Raw genomic sequence first — 13,541 nt, 5'->3', positions numbered from 1 at the left:
GTGGGGTTTTTTCTTGTGCGCGCTTCTATGCGGACAAGACCAGTGGCCGCCCTCGCGCCCAGCGATTGCTGGAGAGCGAAAACGTCAGCGAACTGACCTGGTGGTACCAGCCCGCCGGGATGTAGAGCATTTCCCCAGGCTGCACTTCACAGCACACCAGCGCCGCCTGGCGGGCCAGCGGAAAGCGTTCCAGGTCGGGATGATCGGGATCGAAGGGCGAGCCGAACAGGATGGCGTTGGCTTCCTTGGGATAGAGATATTGGTCATGATGCGGTGGCGCCAGCCAGACGCGCTTGCTGCCCCAGACCTGCGCAAAGACATTGTCGTCATAGTCGCAGTGCAGCGGCGTGATGCAGCCGGCCGGACCGATCCAGAAACGCGGCGGTCCCATCTTGTCGAAGAAGTTGGGCCAGTGACACAGCCGATTGAGTTCACGTAATTCCAGGTTACCGAGATAGGGCGGCAAGCCGCTCTCGTCAGCGGCGGCGCGCTCCAGGTAATCGAGCAGCGTCATGTCCTGCATGGCGCGGTCCGGTGCGAAGGCGGTATTGATGTAGTCGCCCACGCGGGCCCGCACCGGCAACTGGCCGAAGTGCTGGCGCAGGTCCGGCAGCGTCATCGCCGCCAGCGGCCAGCGGCTGGCCATGCCCGACATCAGGAAGGGCAGCCCGGCAGCAGCACGCTGGCGGAAGGCCGCCGTCTTCAGCGGCCCCGTGCGCGGGATGGCGGCCAGGGCCGGCAAGCCCGCGCTGGCCGCACGGATGGCCTGGCGCATCTCCGCCACCGAAGCCACGCCCCGTATCCGGGCGTCCCGCTGGTCGCGCGCCAGCTTGCGCGCGGCGGCCTGCTCCTGGCTCAGCTTGGCAAGGTCGGGGCGCGGCGGGAGTGGGCGGGCGGGATGGTCGGGCTGGGTCATCGCGGTATTGTAGCGCCGGGGGAGCCGACGCAGAACGCATAAGGATATGCGTTCTTGTTCCTTGTCCGTCTGCCGCTGGGGAGAGTGTAATGGTGGCTTTCGCCACCCTCACCAGGACACAGGAGCCCCCATGTCGGCCGCCACGCTGGAACGCCCGCAAGATATCCATCAAGAGTTCGAGATCCATCGCTTCGACGCGCCGTTGGGTGCCGAAATCGTCGGCCTGGATCTGAACAAGCCGGTCTCGGCCAGTGAGCTAGCGCGCATCCGCAAGGCCTTGGTCGAGCACGGCGTGGTGGTCTTCCGTGACCAGCGCATCACGCCGCAACAGCATGTCGACTTCAGCCGCCGCTTCGGCCCGCTGCAGGTGCATGTGCTCAACCGCTTCCACCTGGCCGGCCATCCTGAAATCCTGATCGTCTCCAATGTGGTCGAGAACGGCAAGCCCATCGGCCTGGTCGATGCCGGCGCCGACTGGCACTCGGACCTGTCCTACATGCCCAAGCCCAGCCTGGGCGCGTTGCTGCACTCACAGGAACTGCCCGCCGAGCGCGGCGACACCCTGTACGCCAATACCGCCGCCGCCTGGGACAGCCTGCCGGCGGCCCTGAAGACCTTGCTCGAAGGCAAGCGCGCCGTGCACTCCTATGTCTACCGCTACGAACGCCTGCGCAAGCTCTCCCCCTGGCGCGCGCCCCTGACCCAGCAGCAGATCGATGAAGTGCCGCCGGTGGAACACCCGGTGGTGATCACCCACCCGGAGAGTGGCCGCAAGATCCTCTTCGTCAGCGAAGGGTTTACCTCGCACATCATCGGCATCCCGCGCGATGAAAGCGATGCGCTGCTCAAGGAACTGCACACCCACATCACCCGCCCCGAGAATGTCTACACCCACCGCTGGCAAGCGCATGACCTGGTGTTCTGGGACAACCGCAGCACCCAGCACTACGCCGCGATCACCCCCCAACACCTGCGCCGCACCCTCTACCGCACCACCGTCGAAGGCGACGTGCCGCGCTGAACGGCCACGGCCAGCACCTGCGCATCGTCCTCCAGGCGGAAGACGCTGACCGCATCGGTCAGCGAGGCAGCCTGGTCCTGCATGGAGCGCGCGGCGGCGGCCGCCTGCTCCACCAGGGCGGCGTTCTGCTGCGTGGTTTCGTCGATGTGGGTGATGGCCAGGTTCACCTGTTCGATGCCGTCACTCTGTTCCTGGCTGGCCAGCGTGATCTCGCGCACCACCGCGGTCACCCGCGCCACGCTCTGCACCACTTCCTGCATGGTGTCGCCGGCGCGCGCCACCAGCCGGCTGCCATCGTCCACCTTTTCCACCGAGTCGTCGATCAACTGCTTGATCTCCTTGGCCGCCGAGGCCGAACGCTGCGCCAGCGAGCGCACTTCGGAAGCCACCACCGCAAAGCCGCGTCCCTGCTCACCGGCGCGGGCCGCTTCCACGGCCGCGTTGAGCGCCAGGATATTGGTCTGGAAAGCGATGCCATCGATGACCCCGATGATGTCGGCGATCTTTTGCGAAGAGGCATGAATGGCGCCCATGGTGGCCACTACCTGGTCCACCACCGCGCCGCCCTGGGTCGCCACCTGCGAGGCCGAGGCCGCCAGCTCATTGGCCTGGCGGGCGTTATCGGCGTTCTGCTTGACGGTAGAGGTCAACTGTTCCATGGCCGAGGCGGTTTCTTCCAGCGAACCGGCCTGCGCCTCGGTACGTGCTGACAAGTCCAGGTTGCCGGTGGCGATCTCGCGTGAGGCCGTGTTGATGGTCTCGGTCCCCATCCGCACCCGGCCCACGATGTCGAGCAGGTTGCCATTCATGGTCTTGAGCGCGGCCAGCAATTTGCCGGTCTCGTCACGGCTGCTGCTGTCGATGCGGGAGGTGAGGTCGCCGGCGGCCACCGTCTCGGCGATGGTCACCGCCTGGTTCAGCGGCCGCGTGATGCTGCGCGTGAGCAGCCAGGCCAGCGCCGCTCCCAGCACGATCTCGATGGCGCCCAGCGCCAGCAGCATGCTGCGCCCGGAGCGGTAGTCGCGGTTGATCGCGGCGGCGGTCTGGTCGATCACCTGCTTCTGGAAATCGGCGTAGCGCAGCACGCCGTCGGCATAGTCATCCATCATCTTGACCAGCGTGGTATCGGTCATCTCGCGCGCGCGGGCGTCGTCGCCAGCCGTCTTGACGTCGAAGATGCTCTGGCGCGTGGCCCGATAGGCCGCGCGCAGCTTGCCGACTTCATCGAAGAGCCGCTTTTCTTCGGCATCCGTGATGGCCGCCTCGACCTCCTTCTGCAACTGGCTGATCCTGGCCGACTGCGCATCGATCTGCTTCTGGAAGTAGGCCTGGAAGGCGTCGTCATCGCTCTTCATCACAGCGAAGGTGCGCACGCCGTTTTCCTTGATGGCCGCATGCCACTGCACGGCATCGCGCTCCTTCTTCAGCGCGATGCGGGTCATGTCGTCGGTGGCGTCGCCGATGCTGCCCAGCCGCCAGACTCCGAGGGCGACCATGACCGCCATCAACATCAGCAAGGCAATGAAGCCGATGGCCAGGCGTACGCCGATCTTGAGGTTTTTCATCTTGTCTCCCCTTGTGTGAGGCGCCAGGCCATGGTGTGGAATTGTTGTGGGCGGCACCGGCGCAGGTGGCTGTTGCGATGGAAATCACCTTGCAGCCAGGTCAGCCTAACACAGCCATTGGATGATGCTGCACAACTGGGGAAGGCCCTGAGGAGACTGTTGTATTCGGGCAAATTGCCCAATGGCACCAGCGGCACCAGCGGCTCAAGCGCCCGCGCCGCCCTCCCAGCGCATGTCCGCATCGAGCGGATAGATCGGCCGGCGTACCTTCTTGATCGGGAACAGCCGGAAATTGGCGCTGGTCGGCCCGCCGCTATCCGAATCGCACTCGACCAGCGCACGGCTGATGGGCGCGAAGACCGGACGGCAATACATGCGCGACTTCAGGATCAGGAAGGATTGCTGCGCCGGGTCCAGCCCCAGGCTGGTGAAGACGCCCAGGTCATAGGGCTCGACCCGTTCCTCGGTGATGACGATGCGCGCCGCGCCGATATCGAAGAGCACGCTGCGCCCCATCTGCAAGTGCGATCCGGTATAGATCGGCCCGGTCACCGTGAAGCGGCCATCGGTGATGGCCACTACCTTGCCGGTATAGACCGGCGGTGTCTTGGTGATGCCCTGGGCCGCCAGATCCACCTTGTTGCCCACGGCCAACGTGACGGTTGCGCCGAGACCCGCCTCGACCAGTTGCGCCACCGCCTCGGGGTCGCTCACCGGTCCCACGGCGATGCCTTCCAGCCCTTCCTGCAGCGCCGCCTCCAGCACGTCCATGGTATTGCAGGTGCCGCCGGACATGACGTTGTCGCTATGGTCCAGCAGCAGCATCGGCCCCTGGCCCGGCCCTTGGCGCAATTGCCGGGCCTGCGCCAGTGACTGGGCCAATGGCGGGCTGTGATAGACGAAGTCGGCGCGCTCGGCCCAGATCTGCCGCGCGATACGCGCCGCCACCGCATCGGCCTGCGCCGCATCGTCCTCGGTCACCACCACCACCGACATGCCGGCATCGCGGAAGTCCGACAAGGGGAAACCCGCCAGCACCGACACCGCCAGCACGCCCGGCTCCTGCTCGGCGGCCTTGGCCGCTTCCACCGCGCGCTGCATGGCCGAGGCCGAGGTATTGCTGGTCAGCGTGGCCGACAGCATCGGCACCTGGCGCCAGGCCATGCGCGGCTGCGAGCGCCCGCGCAGCCGCGCCAGCAGCAGGCGGCCAGCGTGCTCGCCGGTCTCGAACATGTCGATGTGCGGATAGGTCTTGAAGCTGACGATGACATCGGCATGCGTCACCATCTTCTGCGTGACATTGCCATGCAGGTCCAGCGCCACCGCCATGGGCGTATGCGGGGCGACACGGCGGATGCGTTCCAGCAGCGCGCCTTCGCCATCCTCGGCGTTCTCGGCCACCATCGCGCCGTGCAGGTCCAGCAGGATGGCGTCGCAACCCTGCTCGATGGCGCGCACGATGGCGTCGCACATCAACGTATAGGCATCGGCTGCGACTGCCGCGCTGGGATTGGCCCAGGCTGCCAGTGGCGTGACGATTTGCGCGCCGGCTTGCTCGGCCAGTTCCAGGAACGCGCCCATGGCGGTGCGCGCGCCCTTCTGGTCACGGTAGGCGGCGTCGTCCCATTGCGGGGCGAAGGCTTCAAGGGGCGTGGGAATCGGCGAGAAGGTATTGGTCTCGTGATTCATGCGTGCAATGACGAATGTCGGTTTCATGATCAGTTTCCTGCATTAATCACAAATTACGCGCTGACTACGCCCGCGCTGGCCAGCATGGCCTGCAACAGCACGTTGCAGCCGGCTTCCAGGTGCTCGGGCCGCGCATCTTCGATCTCGTTGTGGGACACCCCATCCTTGCAAGGCACGAAGATCATCCCCGCCGGCGCCAGGCGCGCCGCATAGATGGCGTCATGCCCGGCCCCGGAGACCACGTCCATGGTCTTGTAGCCGAGTGCCGCCGAGGCGGCGCGCACCTTGTCCACGCAATCCGGATGGAAGGGGCAGGGCGGGAAGTAGGACACACGTTCCAGTTCGATGGACAGCCCCGTCTTCTTGCGCATGGCCTCCAGATAGGCCAGCAGGTCTTCATGCATGCGGGTCAGCGATGCCTCGCTGACATTGCGCAGGTCGATGGAGAATTTCACCTGCCCCGGAATCACGTTGCGGCTGTTGGGCATCACCTGCACCTGGCCCACCGTGCCGCGTCCATACGGCGCATAGCGGTGGGCGATGGCCACCACCTCCTGCATGATGTAGGTCGAGACCTGCAGTGCATCCTTGCGGATTTCCATGGGCGTGGGCCCGGCATGCGATTCAAAACCGGTCACCGTGCAGTCGTACCAGGACAGCCCCAGCACCGCCGGCACCACGCCGATGACGGTATCGGCATTTTCCAGCACCGGCCCCTGCTCGATGTGCGCCTCGTAATACGCGCCGATGGGGTGGTCGCCGCAGACCTGCTCGCCGATATAGCCGATGCGTTCCAGTTCATCGCGTACCTTCTTGCCCTCGACATCGGTGGCGTTGTAGGCATGGTCCAGCGTGAAGGCGCCGCAGAAGACACCGGAGCCCATCATCACCGGCACGAAGCGCGAACCCTCTTCATTGGTCCACACCGCCACCTCGATCGGGGCCTCGGTCTGGATGTTGTGCTGGTTCAGCGTACGCACCACTTCGATGCCGGCGAGCACGCCGTAGTTGCCGTCGAACTTGCCGCCGGTCGGCTGGGTATCGATGTGCGAGCCCGTCATCACCGGGGGCAATGCATTGTTGCGACCGGGGCGGCGCATGAAGATGTTGCCGATCTGGTCTACCACCACGCTCATGCCTTCGGCGCGCGCCCAGGAGCTCACCAGGTCGCGTCCCTGCTTGTCCAGGTCGGTCAGGGCCAGGCGGCACACGCCACCCTTGGCAGTGGCGCCGATGCGGGCCAGTTCCATCAGCGAGTCCCACAGGCGTGCGCCGTCGATGCGCAGGGTAGAGATTTGGGTGTTCATGTCCATCTTTGATTCCTTGTTTGGTTTTGGCGTCGGCGATCCTTCGATACGGCCTGCCGCCTACTCAGGACGAACGGGAGGATGGGCATCCATCACTGCGTTGGCAGAACCATCTCCAACCCGTTCGACCTGAGTAGCCGCGCAGCGGCGTATCGAAGGACACACCATCGTCACTCATGCCGCCAGATTCACGCCCAGATAACGGTCCTTCACACCTTCATCAGCCAGGAACTCGGCATTGCTGCCGTGATAGACGATGCGCCCCTGTTCGACGATGTAATGCCGGTCCGCCAACTGCGTACACACTTCCAGGTTCTGTTCCACCAGGATGATGGACATCCCGGTGGCCTTGATCTGCCGGATCTGCGCCACGATCTCGTCCACGATCACCGGGGCCAGGCCTTCCACGGGTTCGTCCAGCATCAAGACGCGCGGATGCGTCATCAGCGCACGCGCAATGGCCAGCATCTGCTGCTCGCCGCCCGACAGCTGGCCGCCGCCATTCTTGCGACGCTCCTTCAGGCGCGGAAAGATGGCATAGATCTCTTCCAGCCCCCAGGCCGATTCCTTGCGCGCGGCCATGGTCAGGTTCTCTTCCACCGTCAGCAGCTTGAAGATGCCGCGATGCTCCGGCACCAGGCACACGCCACGTGCGGCGATCTTGTAGGAGGGCAGGCCGCTGATGAGCTGGCCCTCGAAGAGCACCCGGCCCTGGACCGGCGGCACCACGCCGACGATGCTCTTCAAGGTCGTGGTCTTGCCCGCACCATTGCGGCCCAAGAGCGTCACCACCTCGCCCGCATCCACCTGCAGCGACACGCCCTGCAGGATGTGGCTCTTGCCATAGTAGCCGTGAACGTCTTCCACTTGCAGGATCATGCTTTGCCTCCGGTGATCATGCTGCCGAGGTAGGCCCGGCGCACGCGTTCATCGCTGCGGATCTCGGCCGGCTTGCCCTGCGCCAGGATCTGGCCCAGCTGCATCACCGTGATGCGGTCCGAGATATCCATCACGATATCCATGTTGTGTTCGATCAGCACCACCGTATAGTCGCGCCGCAATCCGTGGATGAGCTGCTTCATCTCGGCGATGTCGTCGATGCCCATGCCCGAGGTCGGCTCGTCCAGGAAGATCACCTTGGGTCGTCCGGCCATGGCCATGCCCACTTCCAGCCTGCGTTGCTGGCCATGCGAGAGTTCGGCGCAGGCGCGCTGCGCCACGGCCTGCAGCGACAGCCGCGCCAGCAGCTCATCGGCCAGCGCGCAGGCAGCGCTGAACTGTTCGGCACGCTTCCAGGGATTGAGCGCGGCCAGCGGCGCGCGTCCTTGCGCCGCCAGGCGCAGGTTTTCACGCACGCTCAGGTTGGGAAACAGACTGGTCACCTGGAAGGAGCGCGCCAGTCCCTTTTGCACCCGGCGATTGCCCGGCAGGTGCGCCACTTCCTCGCCCTCGACCAGGATGCTGCCCTCGGTGATGGGCGTGGTGCCGGTCAGCGTATGGAACAGCGTGGTCTTGCCCGCGCCATTGGGACCGATCACCGAATGCACGGTGCCCGCCTCGATGTCGAGCGTGATGCCGTTGACGGCGGTGAACTTGCCGTAACGCTTGGTCACGTTCACCGCTTGCAGGATGGGGCGGCTCATGAGTGTTTCTCCTTGGTTGCGGTAGCGGTAGCAGCCTGTGCCGATGCGCCCTTGTTGCCGCGCACGGCATCGATGATCTTCATGGCCAGGCCGAACAGGCCCTTCTGCATGTACAGGCTCACCGCGATGAGCAGCAGCCCCAGCAGCATCAGCCAGCGCGGCCACAGCGTGGAGAGCCAGTTGCCCACCAGCACATAGAAGCTCGCTCCCAGCACGGAAGCAAACAGGTTGCCGGTACCGCCGATGACGGTCATCACCAGGATGGCCTCGCTGGTGTGGTACTCGATGTTGGACAGTGGTGCGACACCCGTCATCATCGCGTGCAGCCCACCGGCCAGGCCCGTCACGGCGCCCGAGATGACGAAGGCCGCCAGCTTCAGCAGCCGCACGTCATACCCCAGCGCCGAGGCGCGGGCCTCGTTCTCGCGCACTGCCAAGAGCGTCTTGCCCAGCACCGAATCGACCACCCGCTGCAACAGCCAGAACACCAGCACGAACAGGATGGCCACCACCGTGTAGTACTGCCAGGACGAAGTGGTCGGCAAGAGCGTCAGCCCGAACAGCGCCAGCGGCGGACGCGGGATATCCAGCAGGCCGTTGTCGCCGCCGGTGACGTCCTTCATCGTATAGGCCAGGAAGTAAAACATCTGGGCAAAGGCTAGCGTGAGCATGACGAAGTAGGTGCCGCGCTGGCGTATCGAGAACCAGCCCACCAGCAGCGCCACCAGCGCGCCCCCCAGGGCCGCCAGCGCCAGCGCCGGCAAGAGCGCCAGCTTCAACTGCAGCAGCACCACCCCGGCGGTATAGCTGCCCACCCCAAAGAAGATGCCCTGGCCGAAGGACATCAAGCCGGTATAACCCAGCAGCAGGTTGCAGCCCAGCGCCGCCAGCGCGAACACCAGCACTTCGGTGGCCAGCGTGCCCGAGGGCAGCAGCAGCGGCAGCAACAGCGCGACGGCGGCGGCCAGCAAGGTGTAACGGAAATGCGCAATCTGTTTCATGGAAACCTCTGTGCAGAAAAGGTCAAAGCGCGTCAGGCCGCGCCGGGACGGCCGAGCAGGCCATTCGGGCGCAGCAGCATCACGGCGGCCATGGCCACATAGATCATCAGGTGCGCGCCCTCGGACCAGACCGTGCTCATCACGCTCTGCACGATGCCGACCAAGATGCCGCCGATGAGCGCCCCCCAGAAGCTGCCCAGCCCGCCGATGACCACCACCACGAAGGCAATGCCCAGCGCTTCCACGCCCATGAAGGGATCGGCGCCGCGTATCGGCGCGGCCAGGGCGCCGGCCAGTCCCGCCGTGGCCGCGCCCAGGGCGAACACCAGGCTGAAGATGCGGTTGATGTTCAGGCCCAGCAGCGACACCATCTCGGTCGATTCCGAGCCGGCGCGCACGATCGAGCCCAGCCGCGTCCCCTCCAGCACCCACCACAGCAGCAGCGCCATCACGGCGGTCAGGCCGATGACGAAGAGGCGGTACTTGGGATAGACGAAGCCGCCCCACATCACCACGCCCTGCAGCAGATCAGGCGGCGCGACATTGTTGCCCAGCGGCCCCCAGGTGGAGATCACCGCTTCCTGGATCACCAGCGCCATGCCCACCGTGAAGAGGATGTGGAAATGATGCGGCAGCGCATAGACATGGCGCAGCACGAAGCGCTCCACGATCCAGGCGAACAGGCCCACCACCAGCGGTGCGATCAGCAACGACCACCAGAAGCCCAGGCCCAGATCGGTGACCTGGAAACACAGATAGGCGCCCAGCAGGAAGAAGGCGCCATGCGAGAAATTGACGAAGCGCAGCAGGCCGAAGACGATCGACAGGCCCACCGCCAGCAGGAAGTAGAGCATGCCGATGCCCACGCCATTGGCGATCTGCAACAGATAGATGTTCATGGAACCTCGTGAGGGAACAAAGAAGCTCAGTCATACCTTGGTGACGCATTGAAGATCTCGACTACCGTTCGGACTGAGTAGCCGCGCCAGCGGCGTATCGAAGGCGTGGCTCCCGGCGCGATCAGGACGCCGCACTTCGATACGACCCTGCGGGTCTACTCAGTCCGAACGGGAGGAGGGGCGCGCCGAAAAGCCGCGCCACCTCCTTGCCGCTCCATCACAGCTTGCACTGCGTCTTCTCCAGCGGCAGGAAGGACTTGCCGGAGGAAACGATATCCGCATAGTCGTTCTTGTTGGCCATCTTGGCCTTGGCCTTGCCCTTGAGCAGGTAGTAGTTCTTGATGACCTGGTGGTCGCCCTTGCGGATTTCCTCGCTGCCGGTCAGGCCTTCGTACTTCATGCCTTCCATGGCCGCGATCACCGCCTTGGGATCGGTGCTGTTGGCCTTGATGATGGCGTCCAGGATGATCTTGGTACAGATGTAGGAACCGGCCAGGCTGTAGTTGGGATCGATCTTCAGGTTGTCGTTGACCAGCTTGACGAATTCCTTGTTGAAGGGCGCATCGATGGCGTGCCAGTACTGCGCGCCGAAATAGACGCCATCGCAGATATCAGCCCCCAGGGTCTCGAACTGTTCCAGCCCCGAGGCCCAGGCCATGAGGATGGTGCAGTTGTTCTTCATGCCGAAGCTGACCGCCTGGCGCAGCGTGTCCGAGGACTGCGAGCCGAAGTTCAGCAGCAGCAGCACGTCCGGCTTGGCCGCAATGGCATTGGTGAGATAGCCGGAGAATTCCTTTTCGGTCAGCGAGTGGTAGCTGTTGCCCACGTGCTCGATGCCCTTTTCCTTGAAGATGTTCTTGGCCGCCGACAGCAGGCCTTCGCCGAACACGTATTGCGGCGTGATGGTGTACCAGCGCTTGGCGTTGGGCATCTTTTCCAGCAGCGGACGCACGGTCTGTTCGATGGCGCCGAAGGTCGGCACCGACCAGCGGAAGGTGGCGCGGTTGCAGTCGCTGCCGGTGATCTCATCGGCCCCGGCGGTGGTGATGAAGACCGCGCCGGCCTTGTCGGCTTCCTTGCCCATGGCCAGTGCCTCGCCGGAGAGGATGCCGCCGGCGAAGAAGCGCGTGCCCTTCTCGATGCTCTCCTGCATCTTGCGCACGGCGGTGGCCGGCTTGCCTTCGGTATCGAGGTTGACGTAGCTGGTGCTCTTGCCCAGCACCTTGCCGTATTTCTGCAGGGCCAGCTTCATGCCCAGGTCGGCGAACTTGCCATTGGCGGCGAAGGGCCCCGACATCGGCACCGGACAGCCGAAGGCAATGCTCTCGGCCTGGGCGAAGACATCGTGGTAGCTCAATGCACCGGGTGCGGCCAGGGCGGACAGTTTCAGGAAATGGCGACGGCTGATCATGCTTGTTTCTCCCTCAAGGCGAATGATTGAAAGATGACATCCAAGGAAATGCGCAACACTGCATTACTGCCCGTCAACGCAAGTTCCATGCCTGTGCTTCCTGAAAAAATTAGGAAAGCAGGACATGGATGGATTGCATGGACGTGTGAAATCCTCCGCCAGGAACGGGCGGAAAAGCATCGATCGACAGGGCCGCACTGCCTTGCACAAGCGCCGCAAGCCAGCACGTGATGATGAAAAAACGCTGCAGCAGCGCGCCTTTGCGCCGCATGGCGTGAGCCATCATGGGCTCCTCCTGCCGCTCTTGCGAGCGTGTCTCCGAGTGTTTGTTTGCCGTTCTCCCGTGCTGCCGGAGTGTTTCCACCGGTCTGCCACGACGGTCTGGTTTTCTAATTTTTCTTGCTTTTGGTGCAGGCCCTCCGGTCACTTCCTGCGAGCTGGGAAGCCTGATGTTTCCTGCACCGCGCCTGACGTTTTCTGCACCAACAAGACCGATGCCGATCGGTCGTGCAGGTTCTTCATCATACGCACCCGCCAAAGAAAAACGGCATGAAAATTTCATGCCGTTGATCCTGTTTATTTCATCTGCGGGAATGCAAATTCCGCCCCGGCGCTGGCCGTATTGGGCCAGCGCTGCATCACCGCCTTGGCCCGGGTGTAGAAGCGCACCCCCTCCGGCCCGTACATGTGATGGTCGCCGAAGAGACTGCGCTTCCAGCCGCCGAAGCTGCTGAAGGCCATCGGCACCGGCAGCGGCACGTTGACCCCGACCATGCCCACTTCGATCTGGCGCACGAACTCACGCGCTACGCCGCCATCGCGGGTATAGACCGCCACGCCATTGCCATACTCGTGCGCATTGATCAGTTCCACCGCGCTGGCGATGTCCGGGCAGCGCAGCACGCACAGCACCGGGCCAAAGATCTCTTCCTTGTACACCGTCATCTCCGGCGTGACGTGATCGAGCAGCGTGCCGCCGACGAAGAAACCCTTCTCGAAACCCGGCACCTGGTAGCCACGACCATCCACCACCAGCGTCGCGCCTTCCTCCACGCCACGGCCGATGAGGCCTTCGATGCGTTCCTTGGCAGCTGCAGTCACCACCGGACCCATCTCGGCGCCGGCAGCCATGCCTTCGTTGATCTTCAGCTTGCGGGCGCGCTCGGCCAATGCGGCCACCAGTTCATCACCGGCACTGCCCACGGCCAATGCCACCGAGATCGCCATGCAGCGCTCGCCGGCCGAGCCGTAAGCCGCGCCCATCAGGGCGTCCACGGCCAGCTGCATGTCGGCGTCGGGCATCACCACCATGTGGTTCTTGGCGCCGCCCAGCGCTTGCACGCGCTTGCCCTTGGCCGAGCCACGGGCATAGATGTATTCCGCAATCGGGGTCGAGCCGACGAAGCTGATGGCCTTGACCTGCGGATGATCCAGCAGCGCATCCACGGTCACCTTGTCACCTTGCACGACGTTGAAGACGCCATCGGGCAGGCCGGCTTCCTTGAGCAGGTCGGCGATCAGCAGCGACGCCGAGGGATCGCGCTCGGAGGGTTTCAAGACGAAGCAATTGCCGCAGGCGATGGCGATGGGGAACATCCACATCGGCACCATGGCCGGGAAGTTGAACGGCGTGATGCCGGCCACCACGCCCAGCGCCTGGCGCATCGACCAGGCGTCGATGCCGCGGGCGATCTGGTCGGTGTATTCGCCCTTGAGCATCTGCGGAATACCGGCGGCGAACTCGACGATCTCGATGCCACGCGCCACTTCGCCCTGCGCATCCGAGAAGGTCTTGCCATGCTCGCGCACGATGATGCGGGCAAAGTCATCGGCCCGTTGCTGGATCAGGTGCAGGAAGCGGAACAGCACGCGAGCCCTGGTCAGCGGCGGCGTGTTGGACCAGGCCGGGAAAGCAGCCACGCCGGCCTTCACTGCGGCATCGACTTCGTCGCTCGTACCCAGCGCCACTTGCGCCACCGGCACGCCTTGCGCCGGGTTGAAGACATCGGCGTAACGTCCGCTCCTGGTATCGACGCGCTGGCCGCCGATGTAGTGTGCAATCTTTTCCATGAATCTTTCTTGCGTTGTG

General features: G+C 64.4%; 12 protein-coding genes. 1 reads left to right on the top strand and 11 read right to left on the bottom strand.

Annotation, left to right across the window (positions count from 1 at the left end; all coding sequences use genetic code 11):
- Positions 1–25: 25 nt before the first annotated feature.
- Positions 26–916: a cupin-like domain-containing protein gene (locus tag ACP92_RS23245; protein ID WP_013236576.1), complete on the bottom strand. Its 891-nt coding sequence runs from the start codon at positions 914–916 to the stop codon at positions 26–28.
- A 130-nt stretch (positions 917–1,046) separates the two neighbouring features.
- Between ACP92_RS23245 and ACP92_RS23240 the strand changes: the two genes are divergently transcribed.
- Positions 1,047–1,937: a TauD/TfdA dioxygenase family protein gene (locus ACP92_RS23240; protein WP_041311360.1), complete on the top strand. Its 891-nt coding sequence runs from the start codon at positions 1,047–1,049 to the stop codon at positions 1,935–1,937.
- Here the strand turns inward: ACP92_RS23240 and ACP92_RS23235 are convergent.
- From ACP92_RS23235 to ACP92_RS23195, 10 genes are all read right to left on the bottom strand, one after another.
- Positions 1,901–3,502 carry a methyl-accepting chemotaxis protein gene (locus ACP92_RS23235; RefSeq protein WP_013236574.1) on the bottom strand — a complete coding sequence of 534 codons (1,602 nt, stop codon included), beginning with the start codon at positions 3,500–3,502 and terminating at the stop codon, positions 1,901–1,903. The two genes, ACP92_RS23240 and ACP92_RS23235, sit on opposite strands and share 37 nt — an antisense overlap.
- 204 nt (positions 3,503–3,706) lie before the next feature.
- The gene (locus tag ACP92_RS23230) at positions 3,707–5,218 is read right to left on the bottom strand and encodes a M81 family metallopeptidase (protein WP_013236573.1); all 1,512 of its coding nucleotides are present in this window, start codon (positions 5,216–5,218) and stop codon (positions 3,707–3,709) included.
- 26 nt (positions 5,219–5,244) lie between these two features.
- Positions 5,245–6,504 carry a Zn-dependent hydrolase gene (locus ACP92_RS23225; protein WP_013236572.1) on the bottom strand — a complete coding sequence of 420 codons (1,260 nt, stop codon included), beginning with the start codon at positions 6,502–6,504 and terminating at the stop codon, positions 5,245–5,247.
- Between the two features lie 168 nt (positions 6,505–6,672).
- Positions 6,673–7,377, bottom strand: a complete 705-nt coding sequence (locus ACP92_RS23220; protein ID WP_013236571.1) for an ABC transporter ATP-binding protein — start codon at positions 7,375–7,377, stop codon at positions 6,673–6,675.
- Entirely contained in the window at positions 7,374–8,141 is a 768-nt protein-coding gene (locus ACP92_RS23215; protein ID WP_013236570.1) for an ABC transporter ATP-binding protein, read from the bottom strand. The genes ACP92_RS23220 and ACP92_RS23215 overlap by 4 nt, the downstream gene beginning before the upstream one ends.
- Complete coding sequence (locus ACP92_RS23210) at positions 8,138–9,142, bottom strand: branched-chain amino acid ABC transporter permease (protein ID WP_013236569.1); 1,005 nt, start codon at positions 9,140–9,142, stop codon at positions 8,138–8,140. The genes ACP92_RS23215 and ACP92_RS23210 overlap by 4 nt, the downstream gene beginning before the upstream one ends.
- Positions 9,143–9,174: 32 nt before the next feature.
- Complete coding sequence (locus ACP92_RS23205; protein ID WP_013236568.1) at positions 9,175–10,041, bottom strand: branched-chain amino acid ABC transporter permease; 867 nt, start codon at positions 10,039–10,041, stop codon at positions 9,175–9,177.
- A 217-nt stretch (positions 10,042–10,258) separates the two neighbouring features.
- Positions 10,259–11,452, bottom strand: a complete 1,194-nt coding sequence (locus ACP92_RS23200; protein WP_013236567.1) for an ABC transporter substrate-binding protein — start codon at positions 11,450–11,452, stop codon at positions 10,259–10,261.
- Positions 11,453–11,561: 109 nt separating this feature from the next.
- Entirely contained in the window at positions 11,562–12,014 is a 453-nt protein-coding gene (locus tag ACP92_RS25155) for a hypothetical protein (RefSeq protein ID WP_232284884.1), read from the bottom strand.
- A gap of 14 nt (positions 12,015–12,028) precedes the next feature.
- Positions 12,029–13,522 carry a CoA-acylating methylmalonate-semialdehyde dehydrogenase gene (locus ACP92_RS23195; protein WP_013236566.1) on the bottom strand — a complete coding sequence of 498 codons (1,494 nt, stop codon included), beginning with the start codon at positions 13,520–13,522 and terminating at the stop codon, positions 12,029–12,031.
- Positions 13,523–13,541: the final 19 nt, after the last annotated feature.

It is taken from the genome of Herbaspirillum seropedicae (genome assembly GCF_001040945.1).
Classification (GTDB): Bacteria; Pseudomonadota; Gammaproteobacteria; order Burkholderiales; family Burkholderiaceae_D; genus Herbaspirillum; species Herbaspirillum seropedicae.
Note: the sequence above shows the minus strand (reverse complement) of the source record. Positions and strands in the feature narration are given on the sequence as shown.